Origin of the sequence: Frateuria sp., from assembly GCF_013362045.1 — a bacterium.
In the GTDB taxonomy this organism is placed as follows: Bacteria; Pseudomonadota; Gammaproteobacteria; order Xanthomonadales; family Rhodanobacteraceae; genus Frateuria_A.
The window spans coordinates 1-18,293 of record NZ_JABFWW010000045.1 but is presented as its reverse complement, the minus strand read 5'-3'; the positions used below and the strand labels follow the sequence as shown (position 1 = coordinate 18,293).

15 protein-coding genes and 1 tRNA gene are annotated in these 18,293 nt (G+C 66.3%); all 16 read left to right on the top strand.

Annotated elements, in window-relative coordinates:
• On the top strand, positions 1-736 hold a 736-nt coding region (locus HOQ08_RS02230), incomplete at its 5' end, for a molybdopterin-dependent oxidoreductase (RefSeq protein WP_291190936.1).
• 6 nt (positions 737-742) lie between these two features.
• A complete protein-coding gene (nuoH, locus tag HOQ08_RS02225; protein WP_291190933.1) occupies positions 743-1,792 on the top strand; it encodes an NADH-quinone oxidoreductase subunit NuoH in 1,050 nt (349 codons plus the stop codon).
• 93 nt (positions 1,793-1,885) lie between these two features.
• The gene (nuoI, locus tag HOQ08_RS02220; protein ID WP_291190930.1) at positions 1,886-2,377 is read left to right on the top strand and encodes an NADH-quinone oxidoreductase subunit NuoI; all 492 of its coding nucleotides are present in this window, start codon (positions 1,886-1,888) and stop codon (positions 2,375-2,377) included.
• Between the two features lie 10 nt (positions 2,378-2,387).
• Positions 2,388-3,035 (top strand): NADH-quinone oxidoreductase subunit J, encoded by a 648-nt coding sequence (locus tag HOQ08_RS02215; protein ID WP_291190927.1) that lies wholly within the window; start codon positions 2,388-2,390, stop codon positions 3,033-3,035.
• Complete coding sequence (gene nuoK / locus HOQ08_RS02210; RefSeq protein ID WP_291190924.1) at positions 3,032-3,337, top strand: NADH-quinone oxidoreductase subunit NuoK; 306 nt, start codon at positions 3,032-3,034, stop codon at positions 3,335-3,337. The genes HOQ08_RS02215 and nuoK overlap by 4 nt, the downstream gene beginning before the upstream one ends.
• A 4-nt stretch (positions 3,338-3,341) precedes the next feature.
• A complete protein-coding gene (gene nuoL / locus HOQ08_RS02205) occupies positions 3,342-5,453 on the top strand; it encodes an NADH-quinone oxidoreductase subunit L (RefSeq protein ID WP_291190921.1) in 2,112 nt (703 codons plus the stop codon).
• 13 nt (positions 5,454-5,466) lie between these two features.
• Positions 5,467-6,975 (top strand): NADH-quinone oxidoreductase subunit M, encoded by a 1,509-nt coding sequence (locus HOQ08_RS02200; protein ID WP_291190918.1) that lies wholly within the window; start codon positions 5,467-5,469, stop codon positions 6,973-6,975.
• Between the two features lie 16 nt (positions 6,976-6,991).
• A complete protein-coding gene (gene nuoN, locus HOQ08_RS02195; protein ID WP_291190915.1) occupies positions 6,992-8,431 on the top strand; it encodes an NADH-quinone oxidoreductase subunit NuoN in 1,440 nt (479 codons plus the stop codon).
• Between the two features lie 124 nt (positions 8,432-8,555).
• Positions 8,556-8,632 (top strand) — tRNA-Met (locus HOQ08_RS02190).
• A gap of 190 nt (positions 8,633-8,822) precedes the next feature.
• Positions 8,823-9,353, top strand: coding sequence for a ribosome maturation factor RimP (gene rimP / locus HOQ08_RS02185; protein ID WP_291190912.1), 531 nt, complete (start codon positions 8,823-8,825; stop codon positions 9,351-9,353).
• A gap of 84 nt (positions 9,354-9,437) precedes the next feature.
• Entirely contained in the window at positions 9,438-10,937 is a 1,500-nt protein-coding gene (nusA, locus tag HOQ08_RS02180; RefSeq protein WP_291190910.1) for a transcription termination factor NusA, read from the top strand.
• Positions 10,938-11,070: 133 nt separating this feature from the next.
• The gene (gene infB, locus HOQ08_RS02175; protein WP_291190907.1) at positions 11,071-13,821 is read left to right on the top strand and encodes a translation initiation factor IF-2; all 2,751 of its coding nucleotides are present in this window, start codon (positions 11,071-11,073) and stop codon (positions 13,819-13,821) included.
• 142 nt (positions 13,822-13,963) lie between these two features.
• Positions 13,964-14,344: a 30S ribosome-binding factor RbfA gene (rbfA, locus tag HOQ08_RS02170; RefSeq protein WP_291190905.1), complete on the top strand. Its 381-nt coding sequence runs from the start codon at positions 13,964-13,966 to the stop codon at positions 14,342-14,344.
• On the top strand, positions 14,325-15,293 hold the full coding sequence (gene truB / locus HOQ08_RS02165; protein WP_291190903.1) for a tRNA pseudouridine(55) synthase TruB: 969 nt from the start codon (positions 14,325-14,327) through the stop codon (positions 15,291-15,293). Before rbfA ends, truB begins: the two co-directional genes overlap by 20 nt.
• Positions 15,294-15,446: 153 nt before the next feature.
• A complete protein-coding gene (gene rpsO / locus HOQ08_RS02160; protein WP_291190900.1) occupies positions 15,447-15,716 on the top strand; it encodes a 30S ribosomal protein S15 in 270 nt (89 codons plus the stop codon).
• Positions 15,717-15,849: 133 nt separating this feature from the next.
• The gene (gene pnp / locus HOQ08_RS02155) at positions 15,850-17,955 is read left to right on the top strand and encodes a polyribonucleotide nucleotidyltransferase (RefSeq protein ID WP_291190897.1); all 2,106 of its coding nucleotides are present in this window, start codon (positions 15,850-15,852) and stop codon (positions 17,953-17,955) included.
• The last annotated feature ends 338 nt before the right edge of the window (positions 17,956-18,293 follow it).

Genomic DNA, 18,293 nt, shown 5'->3' with positions numbered 1-18,293 from the left:
GCCGGGCAATGGCGGCCTCGACGCACAGGCGATGCTGGCCCAGCCGCGCAAGGGCTACGTACTCTACGGCGTGGAGCCGCCGCACGACTTCGCCGACGGTGCCAGGGCGCTGGCCGCGCTCAAGGGCGCGCAGGCGGTGGTGGCGTTCAGTGCCTACGCCGGCACCGCGCTGCGCGAAGTGGCCGACGTGATCCTGCCGATCGCGCTGCTGCCGGAAGCCGACGGCACACTGGTCAATGTCGATGGGCTTCCGCAGAGCGTGGCCGCCGGCGCCAAGGCGCCGGGCGAAGCCCGCGCCGGCTGGAAGGTGCTGCGCGCGCTGGGCGGCATGCTGCAGCTGGCCGGCTTCGAGTTCGACGACCTGGCCGGTCTGCGCGAAGGCATCAATGCACGCGTCCAGGCGTCGCCGGCGGCGGCGCTTTCGCCGCGCCAGGGCGCGGGCGGCGCGCTGGTACGCCTGGCGACCTGGCCGATCTATCGCAGCGACGCGGTGCTGCGTCGGTCGGCGGCGCTCAATGCCCATCCGATCAATCGCGCCCCCGCCGTGCGGCTCAATCCGAACGAGGCCATGCGCCAGGGCTTCACCGACGGCGCGCAGGTTCGCGTTGCCGACGCGCTGCTGCCGGTGGCGATCGATGCCGCAGTGCCGGATGGCGCCGCATGGATCGATGCCGCGCATGACCTGACTGCCACGTTGCCCCCGTACGGCGCGGCCATCACCCTGAGCAAGGCGTAACCGACCATGGATCAACTCATCCACCAAGTGCTGGTGCCGGTCGGCTACATCGCGGCCATCGCCCTGCCGCTGATCGTCGCCGTGGCCATGTTCGTGTACTGGGAGCGCAAGGTCATCGGCTGGATGCACGTGCGCATGGGACCGAACAAGATCGGCCCGTTCGGCGTGCTGCAGGCGTTCGCCGACGTGGTGAAGCTGCTGCTCAAGGAAGTGATCCTGCCTTCCAGCGCCAACCGCGTGCTGTACTACCTCGCGCCGCTGCTGGCGCTGGTGCCGGCGTTCGCCGCCTGGGCGGTGGTGCCCTTCGGCGAGAAGATGGTGTTGGCCGACGTCAACGCGGGCCTGCTCTACCTGCTGGCGATGACCTCGCTGGGCGTGTACGGCATCATCCTCGCCGGCTGGGCGTCCAACTCGCGCTATGCGCTGCTCGGCGCCATGCGCTCGGCTGCGCAGGTGATCTCCTACGAGCTCGCCATGGGCCTGGCGCTGGTCTGCGTGCTGGTGCTGGCCGGCTCGCTCAACCTCACCGACATCGTGCACGCGCAGGCCGGCGGCAAGGGCTTCTTCGACTGGTTCTGGCTGCCGCTGCTGCCGGTGTTCGTCGTCTACTTCGTGTCGGGCGTGGCCGAGACCAACCGTGCGCCGTTCGACGTGGCCGAGGGCGAGTCGGAGATCGTCGCGGGCTTCCACGTTGAATATTCCGGCTCGGCCTTCGCGATCTTCTTCCTGGCCGAATACGCCAACATGATCCTGGTGAGCTTCCTCGCCTCGATCTTCTTCCTGGGCGGCTGGCTGAGCCCGCTGCAGGGCTGGATCCACGCCGACGCCCCCGGCTGGATCAACTGGATCTGGACGGGCGGCTTCGCCTGGCTGCTGATCAAGGCCTTCCTGATGTCCTTCCTGTTCCTGTGGTTCCGCGCGACCTTCCCGCGCTACCGCTACGACCAGATCATGCGGCTGGGCTGGAAGGTGTTCATCCCCATCACGATCGTGTGGGTCCTGGTGGCCGGCTGCATGAAGTATTTCGGCTGGGTCGTTGCCGGCACGGGGGTATGAGATGAGAGGTCTTCGCGAGCACCTGCCCCTCATCCGCCCTGATGGGCACCTTCTCCCCGGCGGGGAGAGGGAGAACACGTCGAGAGACTTCCTATGAGCCGCATTACCGACTACTTCAAGAGCCTGCTGCTCATCGAGCTGTTCAAGGGCATGGGCTTGACCCTGCGCTACATGTTCAAGCCCAAGTACACGGTGCGCTTCCCGATGGAGCACATCCCGCGCTCGAACCGCTTCCGCGGCCTGCATGCGCTGCGCCGCTACGCCAACGGCGAGGAGCGCTGCATCGCGTGCAAGCTGTGCGAGGCGGTGTGTCCTGCGCTGGCGATCACCATCGACTCGGCGCCGCGCGAGGGGGACGGCCAGCGCCGTACCACGCGCTACGACATCGACCTGTTCAAGTGCATCTTCTGCGGTTTCTGCGAGGAGAGCTGCCCGGTCGACTCGATCGTCGAGACCTCGGTGATGGAGTACCACTTCGAACAGCGCGGCCAGAACGTGGTGACCAAGGCGCAGTTGCTCGCCATCGGCGACCGCTTCGAGCCGGAAATCGCCGCGGCCCGTGCGCAAGACGCGCCGTACCGCTGAAGGCACCGACATGATCGATACCAACCTGTTCCAACTCATCTGCTTCTACGGCTTCGCCGCCGTCACCGTGGCCGCTGCGCTTGCGGTGATCACGCTGAAGAACTCGGTGCACGCGGTGCTCTCGCTGGTGCTTACGTTCTTCAGCACCGCCTGCATCTGGCTGCTGGCGGAGGCCGAATTCCTCGCCATCGCGCTGATCGTGGTCTACGTCGGCGCGGTGATGGTGCTGTTCCTGTTCGTGGTGATGATGCTCGACATCAAGCAGGAGCACGTCCGCGAGGGTTTCATCCGCTATCTGCCGGTGGGCATCGTCGTTGCGCTGGTCATGTTGGCGGAGATGCTGGCGCTGATCGGCGTGCGGGCGATGCACGGGCAGGTGATGGGGGCCAACCCCGCCGCCGCGGCAGGCATGTCCAACACCGCGTGGCTGGGCCAGGCGCTGTATACGCAGTACCTGCTGCCGTTCGAGATCGCCGCGCTGATCCTCACCGTAGGCGTGGTGGTAGCCGTGGCGCTGACCTTGCGCCATCGCGGCGACAAGCGCCACGAGTCGGCCAGCGAGCAGGTGCGCGTGCAGGCACGCGATCGCATCCGCGTGGTGAAGATGGCGCCTTCGCGCCCGGACGAGCCCACCGCCTCGCAGGAGCCACGCCAATGATCACGCTGTCGCATTTCATCGTGCTGGGCGCGGTGCTGTTCTGTATCGCCGTCGCCGGGCTGTTCATCAACCGCAAGAACGTGATCGTGCTGCTGATGGCGATCGAGCTGATGCTGCTCGCGGTGAACATGAATTTCGTGGCCTTCTCGCGGTTCCACGGCGACGTGGCCGGTCAGGTGTTCGTGTTCTTCATCCTTACCGTCGCGGCGGCCGAGTCCGCGATCGGCCTGGCGATCCTGGTGCTGCTGTTCCGCAACCGCAGCACGGTCAACGTCGCCGAAATCGACTCGATGAAGGGCTGAGCCGATGCAACTGTCAACAACGATCCTGCTGATCATCGCGCTGGCGCCGCTGGCCGGCTGCCTGCTCGCCGGCTTCCTCGGCAAGCAGATCGGCCGCGCAGGCGCGCACAGCGCGACCATCCTCGGGCTGCTGATCTCCTGCGTGCTGTCGTTCTACGTGCTCTACCGGATCACGGCGGGCGGCGCGCCGGCCTACAACCAGGACATCTACACCTGGTTCGAGATCGGCCGCCTGCACGTCAGCGTTGGCTTCCTGGTCGACCGGCTCACCGCCATGATGATGGTGGTGGTCACCTTCGTGTCGCTGCTGGTGCACGTGTACACCATCGGCTACATGGCGGAGGATCCGGGCTACCAGCGCTTCTTCAGCTACATCTCGCTATTCACTTTCGCGATGCTGATGCTCGTGATGAGCAACAACTTCATGCAGCTGTTCTTCGGCTGGGAAGGCGTGGGCCTGGTGTCCTACCTGCTGATCGGCTTCTGGTACAAGCGCCCGACCGCGATCTTCGCCAACCTCAAGGCCTTCCTGGTCAACCGCGTGGGCGACTTCGGTTTCCTGCTCGGCATCGCCGCGGTGCTGTACTTCCTGAACACGCTGGACTACGCCACCGCCTTCGCCAGCGCGCCCAGCCTGATCGGCAAGTCGCTGGCGCTGACCGCGAACACGCATTGGGACGCGGCCACGGTGATCTGCGTGCTGCTGTTCGTCGGCGCGATGGGCAAATCCGCGCAGGTGCCGCTGCACGTGTGGCTACCCGACTCGATGGAAGGCCCGACGCCGATCTCCGCGCTGATCCATGCTGCGACGATGGTGACGGCGGGCATCTTCATGGTCGCGCGCATGTCGCCGATCTTCGAGCTGTCCAACGGGGCGCTCAGCTTCGTCATGGTGATCGGTGCCACCGGCGCGCTGTTCACCGGCCTGATCGGCATCGTGCAGAACGACATCAAGCGCGTGGTCGCCTACTCGACGCTGTCGCAGTTGGGCTACATGACCGTGGCGCTGGGCGTGTCGGCCTATGCCGGCGCGGTGTTCCACCTGATGACGCACGCCTTCTTCAAGGCGCTGCTGTTCCTGGGCGCGGGCTCGGTGATCATCGCCATGCACCACGAACAGGACATGCGCTACATGGGTGGCCTGCGCAAGTACATGCCGATCACGTGGATCACCATGTGGATCGGCTCGCTGGCGCTGGTGGCGATCCCGTTCACCTCGGGCTTCTACTCCAAGGACGCGATCATCGAGGCGGTGGGCGAGTCGCACCGCTGGGGTTCGGGCTACGCCTACGCCTGCGTGCTGGCCGGCGCGTTCGTCACCGCGCTGTACACCTTCCGCCAGATGTACCTGACCTTCCACGGCAAGGAGCGCTTCGTGGTGGTGCACGGGCATGATGCGCACGCGTCGCACGGCCATGCCCACGAAGACGCCCACGAGCATGGCGATGCCCACACGGCGGTCGGTCCGAACGAGCACCCGCATACCGAGCCGGGCCATGGCGAGCCGGGCGTGCTGCACCATCCGCCGCACGAGTCGCCGTGGGTGGTGACGCTGCCGCTGATCCTGCTGGCGATCCCGTCGTTGCTGGTGGGCTTCTTCACTGTCGGGCCGGCGCTGTTCGGCAACTGGTTCGGCCAGGCGATCCACGTGGAGGACGCCAACGACGTGCTGGGCGAACTGGGCCACGAGTTCCACGGCGCCGCCGCGATGGCGCTCCACGGTTTCCTCAGCTGGCCGTTCGCGCTGGTGGCGCTGGCCTTCGTGATCACCACCTACATCTACCTGTTCAACCCGGCGATGGCAGGGCGCATCAAGAATGCGCTCAAGCCGCTGTGGACCATGCTGGACCGCAAGTACTGGGTGGACGACGTGTACTTCGCGTTCTTCGCCCGCGGCGGCGTGAAGCTGGGCCGGCTGTTCTGGAAGGCCGGCGACGCGGCGGTGATCGACGGCGCCATGGTCAACGGCTCCGCCGGCCTGGTGCGCGGCATCGCCGCCGCCGTCCGGCGCCTGCAGTCGGGCTACCTCTACCACTATGCCTTCGCGATGATTCTCGGCCTGATCCTGCTGCTGGGCGGGTTCTGGGTTTTCGGATCCGGGCTGATCGGGCAATAAGGAAGCGCGCTCCATGTTCAATCATTTGCTCAGCCTGGTGATCTGGCTCCCTATCGTCGGCGCGATCCCGGTATTGCTGGCCGGCGCTGCCCGCCCCGGCCTTGCGCGCTGGATCTCGCTGCTGGTGGCGGTGCTGACCTTCGTGGCCAGCCTGTACCTGTTGCCGGCCTACAACGCCACCGACAGCACCATGCAGCTGGCCGAAAGCCACGTGTGGATCGCCTCGCTCGGCGTGCATTACAGCCTTGCCGTGGACGGCATCTCGATCGCGCTGATCCTGCTCACGACCTTCGTCGGCATCCTGGTGATCGCCGGCGCATGGCAGGTGATCCAGGACAAGCCGCACCAGTACATGGCCGCCATGCTGGTGCTCGAGGGCCTGATGATCGGCGTGTTCTGCGCGACCGATGCCTTGCTGTTCTATGTGTTCTTCGAGGCGATGCTGATCCCGATGTTCATCCTGATCGGTGTCTGGGGTGGCCCGCGGCGCGTCTACGCAACGTTGAAGTTCTTCATCTACACGTTCTTCGGCTCGATCTTCATGCTGATCGGGCTGATCTATCTGTACCTGAAGGCCGGCACCTTCGACCTGCACGCGCTGGCTGCGCTGCCGCTGACCATGAAGGAGCAGAGCTGGCTGTTCTTCGCCTTCCTGCTGGCGTTCGCGATCAAGGTGCCGATGGTGCCGGTGCACACCTGGCTGCCGGATGCCCATGTGGAGGCGCCGACCGGCGGTTCGGTGGTGCTGGCGGCGGTGATGCTGAAGGTCGGTACCTACGGCTTCCTGCGCTTCATCCTGCCGATCACCCCGGATGCCGGCGACCATTACGCCTGGGTCGTGATCGTGTTGAGCCTGGTGGCGATCGTCTACATCGGCTACGTGGCGCTGGTGCAGGAGGACATGAAGAAGCTGGTGGCGTACTCGTCCGTGGCGCACATGGGCTTCGTCACGCTGGGCATCTTCATCGCCTTCATGCTGGTGCGCGGCAGCGGCAACCTGGATGCGGCCAAGCTCGGCATGCAGGGCGCGATGGTGCAGATGATCTCGCACGGCTTCGTCTCCGGCGCGATGTTTACCTGCATCGGCGTCATGTACGACCGCATGCACACTCGCCTGATCAAGGACTACGGCGGCGTGATCAACGTGATGCCCTGGTTCGGCTTCTTCTATGTGTTGTTCGCCATGGCCAACTCCGGCCTGCCCGGCACCAGCGGCTTCGTCGGCGAGTTCATGGTGGTGCTGGCCAGCTTTGCCGCCAACCCGTGGATCGCGTTGTTCGCCGCCTTCACCCTGATCATCGGCGCGGCCTACACGCTGTGGATGGTCAAGCGCGTGCTGTGGGGCGACATCACCAACCCGCACGTGCGCGAGATGGAGGAGATCAACGGCCGCGAAGCGTTCGTGCTGATCGCCTTCGCCGCCGCCGTGCTGGCGCTGGGCATCTGGCCGCAGCCGCTGATCCACCTGATGGACGCCTCGGTGTCGCAGCTGGTCCAGCAGCTCGCCGTTCACAAGATCTAAGCGGAATCACACGCCCATGCCGACTTTCAACGACATCCTGATCATGCTGCCGGAGTTCTACCTGGTGGCGGCGGCGTGCCTGCTGTTGCTGCTGGACGCCTGGATGAAGCCCGAGCAACGCAACATCCTGCATTGGGTTTCGATCCTGGTCGTACTGGTGGCGATCTACCTGGTGGTGGCCGGCCAGCCCGACGTGGCGGTGACCGCCTTCGACGGCATGTTCGTGCGTGACGCCGTGGCCGAGATCCTCAAGGTGTTCGCGCTGCTGTGTACCGCGCTGATCTTCGTGTTCTCGCGCCCGTACCTGGCCGACCGCAAGCTGTTCCAGGGCGAGTTCTACACGCTGATGATCTTTGCGACCATCGGCGCGATGCTGCTGGTGTCGGCGGGCAACCTGGTGATGGTCTACCTGGGCCTCGAACTGCTCACGCTGTGTTCTTATGGCCTGGTCGCGCTCAACCGCGATTCGCGGTTGTCGTCCGAGGCGGCGATCAAGTACTTCGTGTTGGGCGCGCTGTCCTCGGGCATGCTGCTGTACGGCATGTCGATGGTCTACGGCGCCACCGGCACGCTGGCGCTGGCGCAGCTGCATGGCGCAGTGGTTCACGCCGGCCTGGACCACCTGCTGGTGTTCGGCCTGATCTTCATGGTCGTGGGCATCAGCTTCAAGCTGGGCGTGGCGCCGTTCCACATGTGGATTCCCGACGTCTACCAGGGCGCGCCGACCGCGGTCACCATCTTCGTCGGCTCCACCTCCAAGCTGGCCGCCTTCGGCATGGCCTACCGGCTGCTCGAGTCGGGCATGGGGGGGCTGGCGGGGCAGTGGCAGATGATGCTGGCCGTGCTCGCGGTGGCCTCGCTGGCGATCGGCAACCTGGTCGCCATCGTGCAGACCAACTTGAAGCGCCTGCTTGCGTACTCGACCATCTCGCACATGGGTTACCTGCTGCTCGGCCTGGTCAACGCGGGCCCTGAAGGCTATGCCTCGGCCATGTTCTATGCGATCAGCTACGCGCTGATGAGCACCGCCGCTTTCGGCGTGATTCTTGCCCTGGCGCGCGCCGGTTTCGAATGCGAGGAAATCGACGACTTCAAGGGCCTGAACCAGCGCTCGCCGTGGATGGCCTTCCTGATGATGCTGGCGATGTTCTCGCTGGCCGGCGTGCCGCCGATGTTCGGCTTCTTCGCCAAGCTGCTGGTGCTGCAGGCGGCGATCCACGCCGGCATGCTGTGGCTGGCCATGGTCGGCGTGGTGTTCGCGATCATCGGCCTGTACTACTACCTGCGCGTGGTCAAGGTGATGTACTTCGACAAGCCCGCCGAAGGTCTGGAGCTTCGTCCGCAGTCCGATGGATTCCTGCGCACCATGCTCTCGCTCAACGCGTTGGTGCTGCTGGCGCTGGGCCTGTACTGGGGGCCGTTGCTGGGCTGGTGCCGCGCGGCGTTTGCCGGCTGAGAGGCTGCACGTGGTGGTTTCGGCCCACCATGTGGAAAGATGGGCTGAAGTCCATCCTGCAAGAAATCGAGCACGGAAAAGCTTGCAAGAAATCGGCCATGCCGCTATAGTTTGCGGACTCTGATGCGGGGTGGAGCAGTCTGGCAGCTCGTCGGGCTCATAACCCGAAGGTCGCAGGTTCGAATCCTGCCCCCGCTACCAGATCTTTCTTAGAACAAGAAAGCCTCCTCGTGAGGCTTTTTTGTTGGGCGCAAGGATGCGTCGCGATGTTTCAGGCTCTTCTGCTTGCGACGCCGCCGGAAAGAGCCTGGACGAGTCGGCACATCGTCGAGGTAAGGGAATGGGCCGCTTGAGCCCATTTTTTGTTTCTGACGCCAGGCAAACGACGGATATGGATACGCAGGCACTCGCACAACGCTTCACCGGCATCCTGGTCGACCTGGGCCTGGAATGCATCGGCGTGGAGTTTTCCCCATCGCAGGGGCAGAGTACCCTGCGCGTCTATCTGGACGTGCTCGACCACGCCGAGGGGCGCGAGGTCACGCTGGACGATTGCGAGGCGGCCAGCCGCGAGCTGTCGGCGCTGCTGGACGTGGAGGATCCGATTCCGGGCCACTACGTGCTGGAGGTTTCCTCGCCGGGCATCGACCGCCCGTTGTTCACCGCGGAGCAGTTCGCCCGGGTGGTGGGGCAGGAAGTGAAGGTGCTGCTGAAGGCGCCGATCGAGGGACGCCGCCGCCTGCGCGGCAAGCTGGCCGCGGTGGATGGCCAGCGGCTGACTTTCGAAGCGGAAGGCAAGACGTTCGAATTCGACCATGGTGCGGTGGAAAGTGCGCGCGTGGTGCCGGACTGGGCCGCGCTCGGCTACATGCCGCAGCCCAAGCCCGGCGGCAAGCAACCGGCAAAGAAGGCCGGCAAATAAAAAATTGAAGAGTGCGGCCAAGGATGGCCGCTTCTTGGCTCTCGCATTCACGGACGAATGCACAAATATTCTGGAGTTGCTGCAATGAGCAAAGAACTGTTGCTGGTCGTCGATGCGGTTGCCAACGAGAAGGGCGTGCCGCGCGAGGTGATCTTCGAGGCGATGGAAGCCGCGCTGGCCTCGGCCGCGAAGAAGCGCTATCCGGAGGAGGATCCGGACATCCGCGTCGCGATCGACCGCCAGAGCGGCGACTACGAGACGTTCCGCCGCTGGGAAGTCATCGCCGACGACGGCGAGATGGAGTCGCCGTACCACCAGCTGCGCCTGATGGACGCCGTGGACGAGCGCGCCGACGCGCAGGTGGGCGACTACATCGAGCAGCAGATCGAGAACGCCGAGTTCGGCCGCATCGCCGCGCAGGCCGCCAAGCAGGTGATCGTGCAGCGGGTGCGCGAAGCCGAGCGCCAGCAGGTGGTCGACGCCTACAAGGACCGCATCGGCGAGCTGATCACCGGCATCGTCAAGCGCGTCGAGCGCGGCAACGTGTACCTGGACCTGGGTTCCAACGCCGAGGCCTTCATCCCGCGCGACAAGACCATCCCGCGCGAATCGGCCCGCGTCGGCGACCGCGTGCGCGGCTATCTCTACGAGGTGCGCTCGGAAGTGCGCGGCCCGCAGCTGTTCGTCTCGCGTGCGGCGCCGGAGTTCATGATGGAGCTGTTCAAGCTCGAGGTGCCGGAGGTCGGGCAGGGTCTGGTCGAGATCAAGGGCTGCGCCCGCGACCCGGGCGACCGCGCCAAGATCGCGGTGCTCGCGCACGACACGCGCACCGATCCGATCGGTGCGTGCATCGGCATGCGCGGCTCGCGCGTGCAGGCGGTGTCCAACGAGCTCAACGGCGAGCGCGTGGACATCATCCTGTGGCACGAGAACCAGGCGCAGTACGTCATCAATGCGATGGCGCCGGCCGAGGTGCAGTCCATCATCATGGACGAGGAAAAGCACTCGATGGACATCGCGGTGGCCGAGGACAAGCTGTCCCAGGCCATCGGCCGCGGCGGCCAGAACGTGCGCCTGGCCAGCAAGCTCACCGGCTGGCAGCTCAACGTGATGACGCAGGACCAGGTCACCGCCAAGAGCGAGGCCGAGCAGCAGGCTGCGCGCCAGCTGTTCATGGACAAGCTCGAGGTCGACGAGGAGATCGCCAACATCCTGGTGCAGGAAGGCTTCTCCAGCGTCGAGGAAATCGCCTACGTGCCCAGCGCCGAGCTGCTGGCGGTCGAGGGCTTCGACGAGGACATCGTCGAGGAACTGCGCGCCCGCGCCCGCGATGCGCTGCTCACCGAGGCGCTGGCGGTGGAAGAGGGCATCGCCGAGCCGTCCGAGGAACTGCTCGGCCTGCCGGGCATGGACGAAGCCACGGCCTATGCGCTGGCTGCACGCGAAATCGGTACGGTGGACGACTTGGCCGACCTGGCGGTCGACGACCTGATCGACATCGAGGGCATGGACGAGGAGCGCGCCGCCGCGTTGATCATGGCGGCCCGCGCTCCGATGATCGAGCGGCTGGAGAAGGGCGGCTGACCGCGGACGGCGGCGCCTTCGGAAGGGCGCGCCGAGGAAGCCCCATGCGGGGTTTCCGCCAGGGATGGAGGTGGACGTGCAGGCTTGAGGCCGTACGGACTTGTGAGCGCGGGAACGGCGGAGAAAGAACACGATGTCGGATGTAACGATCAAACAACTCGCCCAGGTACTGGGCATGCCGGTCGCCAAGCTGCTGGGGCAGCTCGGCGAGGCGGGCATGAATTTCTCCGATCCGGAGCAGGTCATCAGCAGCACCGAGAAGGTGAAGTTGCTGGGCTTCCTGCGCCGCACCCACGGCAAGGGTGAGGCGGCTCCCGAAGTAGAGGACAGCTCGCCGCGGCAGATCACGCTCAAGCGGCGCAAGGTCAGCGAACTCAAGGTCGCCACGCCCGGCGGGCGCGGCGCATCCAGCAGCGCCAAGACGGTCAACGTCGAGGTGCGCGCCAAGCGCACCTACGTCAAGCGCAGCGTGATCGCCGAGGAGGCCAGCGTCGAGCCGGAGCGCGAGGAGGCCGTGCGCAAGCTGGCCGAATCGCAGCAACAGCGCGAGCAGGAGGAGCGCGAGCGCCTGGAAGCCGAGCAGCGTCGTCAGCAGGAAGCGCAGCAGCGCGCACTGGACGAACAGCGCCAGGCCGAGGAGGCGCGGCGCCACGACGAGCAGGCGGCTGTGCCGTCGGTCGAGGCGCCGGAGGCGGCCGTGCCGGCTGCGCAGGAAGCCGCTGCCGAGCAGGTCGTGCCCGCCGCCTCCGCGGCTGCGCAGGCACCCGCGCCGGCAGCGCAATCCACCACCGACCACAGTGCGTTCGGCATGATCGTGCCGCGCATCCACGAGCCGCGTAAGCGCGAGAAGAAGGTCGTCGTTGCCGCGCCGGCTCCCGCACCGGCCCCGGCGCCAGCGCCGTCCGATACGCGCGGCGGCGCCAAGGCCCGCCACGGTCGCGATCGCGACGAAGGCCCGGGCGGCAAGCGCTTTGCCGGCGGCGAGCTGCATCTGTCCGATGCCGATCGTGCGCGCCGTTCCAGCAAGCGTGGCAAGCCCGGCAAGGGCGGCCGCGATGTTGCCCGCGGTGGCGCGGTCGCCGCAGCCGGTGCGCATGGCTTTTCGCGCCCGACCGCACCGGTGGTGCGTGAAGTGGTGGTGGGCGAGGCCAACCTCGTCGCCGACCTGGCGCAGAAGATGGCGGTCAAGGGTTCGGAAGTGGTCAAGGCGCTCTTCAAGATGGGCGTGATGGCCACCATCAACCAGACCATCGACCGCGACACCGCCACGCTGGTGGTGGAGGAACTGGGCCACACGCCGGTCGAGGCGAGCGAGAACAACGCCGAGGCCGCGCTGGCCGCGCACACCCAGAACGCCGAGCTGGAAGGCGAGAAGGCCACGCGTCCGCCGGTGGTCACCATCATGGGCCACGTCGACCACGGCAAGACCTCGCTGCTGGACTACATCCGCCGCACCAAGGTCGCCGCGGGCGAGGCCGGCGGCATCACGCAGCACATCGGCGCGTACCACGTGGACACGCCCAAGGGCGTGATCACCTTCCTCGACACCCCGGGCCACGCCGCGTTCACCGCGATGCGCGCCCGCGGCGCGCAGTCCACCGACATCGTCGTGCTGGTGGTGGCCGCCGACGACGGCGTGATGCCGCAGACGGCCGAGGCCGTGCAGCATGCGCGCGCCGCCAAGGTGCCGCTGATCGTGGCGCTCAACAAGATGGACAAGTCCGACGCCAATCCGGACCACGTCAAGCAGGGCCTGGGCAACCTGGAGGTCATTCCGGAAGAGTGGGGCGGCGACACCCCGTTCGTGCCGGTATCGGCCAAGACGGGCATGGGCGTGGACGACCTGCTGGACGCCATCTCGGTGCAGGCCGAGGTGATGGAGCTGACCGCCGTGTTCGACGGCCCTGCCTCCGGCGTGGTGATCGAGTCGAGCCTGGACAAGGGCCGCGGCCCGGTCGCCACCGTGCTGGTGCAGCAGGGTACGCTCAAGCGCGGCGACTTCGTGGTCTGCGGCGTCGAATACGGCCGTATGCGCGCGCTGGTGGACGAGAACGGCAAGACCGTGCAGGAAGCCGGCCCGTCGATCCCGGTGCAGGTGCTGGGCCTTTCCGGCGTGCCGGAAGCGGGCGACGACTTCGTGGTGGTAGCCGACGAGCGCCTGGCGCGCGAAGTGGCCGCCGAGCGCCAGCAGAAGCGCCGCGAGACGCGCATGGTCAGCAAGGCCAACCGCCTCGAGGACATCATGGCGCAGATGGGCCAGGGCAACGAGCAGCAGACGCTCAACATCCTGGTCAAGGCCGACGTGCAGGGTTCGGTGCAGGCGCTGCGCGACTCGCTCAGCCAGATCGGCAACGAGAACGTGAAGGTCAACGTGATCGCGGCCGGCGTCGGCGGCATCACCGAGTCCGACGCCACGCTGGCGGCCGCGTCGAAGGCGCTGATCATCGGCTTCAACGTGCGTGCCGATGCCTCGGCCCGCAAGGTGATCGACACCGCCGGCTTGGACGTGCGCTATTTCTCGATCATCTACGACGTCATCGACCAGGTGAAGCAGGCCGCTTCGGGCCTGCTGGGCGTGGAAGTGCGCGAGGAGATCATCGGCATCGCACAGGTGCGCGAGGTCTTCCGCAGCTCCAAGTTCGGCGCGGTAGCCGGCTGCATGGTCACCGAGGGCACGGTCAAGCGGAACAAGCCGATCCGCGTGCTGCGCGACAACACGGTGGTGTTCCAGGGCGAGCTGGAATCGCTGCGCCGCTTCAAGGACCTGGTCGACGAAGTGCGCAACGGCATGGAGTGCGGCATCGCCGTGAAGCAGTACAACGACGTCAAGGTCGGCGACCAGATCGAGTGCTTCGAGCGCATCGAGGTTGCCCGCACGCTGTAACGCTCAAGCCCCTCTCCCGCCGGGAGAGGGGTGGGGCGAGGGCTCGGGTTTGCGGCAACGACACGCAAGGCACGAACCCTCCTCCGCCCCTTCGGGGGCGCCTTCCCTTGAATGGGGAAGGGTTTTCCTGTTCGGAGTTCCTATGCCCTCACGCGACTTCAAACGTACCGACCGCGTAGGCGCCGAGCTCCGTCGCGAGCTCGGCCTGCTGGTGCACGCCGCCGTGCGCGATCACGCGTTGCCGTCGGTCAGCGTGTCCGACGTCGAAGTCACCCGCGACCTCGACTGGGCCACCGTCTGGGTGACCGCCTTGCAGCCGGAGCGCGCCAAGGAAGCGGTCAAGGCGCTCAACGAGCTGGGCGTGGAATTCCGCCGCACGCTCTCGCGCAGCATGCGCCTGCGGCGCGTGCCGGAGCTGCGCTTCAAGTACGACGATTCGGTCGACAAGAGCGAGCGCATCGAGCGCCTGTTGCGCGACTCGGGTGATATCCAGCCAGGTACCGATGGCGAAGGCCAGCCGTAATCTCCGCGGCCTGCGCCGGGGCCTTCGCGACCTGCACGGCATCCTGTTGCTGGACAAGCCGCTGGGCATGAGCTCCAACCAGGCGTTGCAGGCGGCCCGCAAGCTGCTGCGTGCGACCAAGGGCGGCCATACCGGTGCGCTCGATCCGTTGGCCACCGGCCTGCTGCCGCTGTGCTTTGGCGAGGCGACAAAAATCGCGGGCATGCTGCTGGGTTCGCGCAAGGCTTACCTCGCCGAATGCCGGCTGGGTGTCACCACCACCACGGCCGATCTCGAGGGCGAAGTCGTCGCCGAGCGGTCCGTACCACCGCTGGATGCGGCGACCCTCGAACAGGCGCTGGCCACGCTGCGCGGCCGCATCGTGCAGGTGCCGCCCGCGTATTCGGCCCTCAAGCAGGATGGCGAACCCCTGTACATGAAGGCCCGGCGTGGCGAAGCGGTCGAAGCGCCGCCACGCGAGGTGCAGATCCATCGCCTGGAGCTGCTGGCGCACGAAGGCGACCGCCTGCGCCTGCGGGTCGAGTGCGGCTCGGGTACCTACATCCGCAGCCTGGCCGTGGATCTGGGCGAGCGGCTGGGTTGCGGCGCTCATCTGACCGCGCTGCGCCGCCTGTGGGTGGAGCCCTTCCGCGAGCCTGCGATGGTCACGCTGGGGGAGCTGGAACAGGCTGCCGGGCAGGGCGAGGCAGCCCTCGAGGCCTTGCTGATGCCGCTTGGCGCCGGCGTGACCGACCTGCCGGCATTGCCGCTGGACGGACCCCGGGCGCTTGCGATCAGCCGGGGCCAGCAGATTCCCTGGCCCGGCCCGCCCGGGCAGGGCCGCAGCGCGGCCTATGGCCCCGATGGCCAGCTGCTGGCGCTGGTGGAACCGGACGCGACCGGCCGCGTGCGCATCGTCCGCGGCTTCAACGTGGCCCGCCTTGAAGATCCCGCAAGCCGGCCGGAATGACGCGATTGCGCGGTCTTGTTGCAAACCGCCCGCCCTAGCTACAATAGCGAGCTTGTTCCAGAGCTTTACATCCAACCAGCGGAGCTTGTGCAACTTCATCGGGCGGTGACGTTGCACAAGTTCCGCATCCGCATTTTGAAGGAAGAGATACCCATGTCCCTTACCGCAGAACAGACCAGCAAGATCATTGCTGACTACGGCCGCGTGCCGAACGACACCGGCTCGCCGGAGGTGCAGGTGGCCTTGCTGTCGGCCCGCATCGACCACCTCACCGGCCACTTCAAGGAACACAAGCAGGACCATCACTCGCGCCGCGGCCTGCTGCAGTTGGTCAACCGCCGCAAGAGCCTGCTCGCCTACCTGAAGGATCGCGATCTGGCTCGCTACCAGAGCCTGATCGAACGCCTCGGTCTGCGTAGGTGATTTCTGCGTTCATCCATGAACGCGAGGATCAAAAAGCGGCCATCCATGGCCGCACTGTTTGGTTTGTGCGTTCATCCTTGAACGCGAAGATCAAAAAGCGGCCATCCGTGGCCGCACAATTTAGGAAAAGCCCGTGGCGAAAGTAACCAAGTCATTCCAGTACGGTAATCACGAAGTCACGCTGGAGACGGGCGAAATCGCCCGCCAGGCATCCGGTGCGGTCATGGTCAGCATGGGCGGCACCGTGGTGCTGGTCACCGCTGTCGCCGCGGCCAAGCCGCGCGAGGGGCAGGATTTCTTCCCGCTCACCGTCGACTACGTCGAGAAGTTCTATTCGGCCGGCCGCATCCCGGGCGGCTTCTTCAAGCGCGAAGGCCGCCCGACCGAGAAGGAAACGCTGACCTCGCGCCTGATCGATCGTCCGGTCCGCCCGCTGTTTCCGGAGGACTACAAGAACGAAGTGCAGGTCATCGCACAGGTCGTTTCGCTCAATCCGGAAGTCGACGGCGACATCCCTGCCATGCTCGGTGCCTCCGCCGCGCTCAGCCTCGCCGGCATCCCGTTCAAGGGCCCGATCGGCGCCGCCCGCGTCGGCTATGCGAACGGCCAGTACTTGCTGAACCCGTCGGCGACCGAGCTGAAGACTTCCGACCTCGACCTGGTCGTCGCCGGCACTTCCGGTGCCGTGCTGATGGTCGAGTCCGAAGCCAAGCTGCTCTCCGAGGACGTGATGCTCGGCGCGGTGATGTTCGGCCACAAGCACATGCAGGTCGCGATCAATGCGATCGCCGAGCTCGCCACCGAAGCGGCCCGTCCCTCTTCGGGCTGGCAGCCGCCGGCGCGCAACGAATCGCTGGTTGCTGCGCTCAAGGGCGCCGTCGGCAACAAGCTGGAAGAAGCCTTCCAGATCCGCGACAAGCTGCAGCGCCGCGACGCGATCGCCGCGATCAAGGCCGACGTGCTGGAGTCGCTCAAGGGTCAGGCCGAAGCCAACGCCTGGTCGTCCGCCGAACTGGCCAAGGAATTCGGCGAGCTCGAATACCGCACCATGCGCGACAGCGTGCTCAGGACCAAGGTGCGCATCGACGGCCGCCAGCTCGACGACGTCCGTCCGATCACCGTCCGCGTCGGCGTGCTGCCGCGCACCCACGGCTCGGCGCTGTTCACCCGTGGCGAGACGCAGGCGCTGGTCGTGGCCACGCTGGGCACCACCCGCGACGCGCAGATCATCGACGCGCCGGAAGGCGAGTCGAAGGATCCGTTCCTGTTCCACTACAACTTCCCGCCGTTCTCGGTGGGCGAGGCCGGCCGCTTCGGCGCGCCGAAGCGCCGCGAGATCGGCCACGGCCGCCTCGCCAAGCGCGGCGTGCAGGCGGTCAAGCCGAGCATCGAAGAGTTCCCGTACGTGCTGCGCGTGGTCTCGGAGATCACCGAGTCCAACGGCTCGTCCTCGATGGCCTCGGTGTGCGGTTCCTCGCTGGCCATGATGGACGCCGGCGTGCCGCTGAAGGCGCCGGTCGCCGGCATCGCCATGGGCCTGGTCAAGGAAGGCGAGCAGTTCGTGGTCCTGTCCGACATCCTGGGCGACGAGGACCACCTCGGCGACATGGACTTCAAGGTGGCCGGTAGCGCCGATGGCATCTCCGCGCTGCAGATGGACATCAAGATCGACGGCATCACCGAGGAGATCATGAAGGTGGCGCTGGCCCAGGCCAAGCGTGGCCGCCTGCACATCCTGGGCGAGATGGCGAAGGTGATCAGCACGCCGCGTTCGGAGATGAGCGAGTACGCCCCGCGCCTGCTCACCATCAAGATCCACCCTGACAAGATCCGCGAAGTCATCGGCAAGGGCGGCGCAACCATCCGCTCGATCACCGAAGAGACCGGCACCACGATCGACATCAGCGACGATGGCACCGTGATCATCGCCTCGGTCAACCGCCTGGCGGCCGACGAGGCCAAGAAGCGCATCGAGCAGATCGTCTCCGACGTCGAGCCGGGCCGCATCTACGAGGGCAAGGTCGCCAAGCTGATGGACTTCGGCGCGTTCGTGACGATCATGCCGGGCAAGGATGGTCTGGTGCACGTTTCGCAGATCTCCTCCGAGCGCGTCGAGAAGGTTTCCGACAAGCTCAAGGAAGGCGACATCGTGAAGGTCAAGGTGCTGGAAGTGGACAAGCAGGGCCGCATCCGCCTGTCCATGAAGGCCGTGACCGAGGACGAGGCCGCCAACGGCTGAGCACTTTGCTCCCTCTCCTCTCCGGGGAGAGGGCTGGGGTGAGGGGTTGGGCTCGCGATAAGGGCTCCGATCCAATTCAAAAAGCGGGCCACCGGCCCGCTTTTTTTTTGGGGCGCTTGCAATACCGGCTTAATCCACGTGCGTCCACCGTAGAGTGGGCTTCAGCCCACCATTGCGTCGCCCTGGCTGAAACCTACCCTCATACGGCTTTTTGCTACGATCCCATGATCCCCAGCAAGGCATGCCCGTGACCGCGCAGAATCCCGTCGCCGACTTCGAAGCCCTGGGCCGCCAAGTATGGGACGCCTGGAACCGCTCCCTGGCCGGCTCCGTGCCTG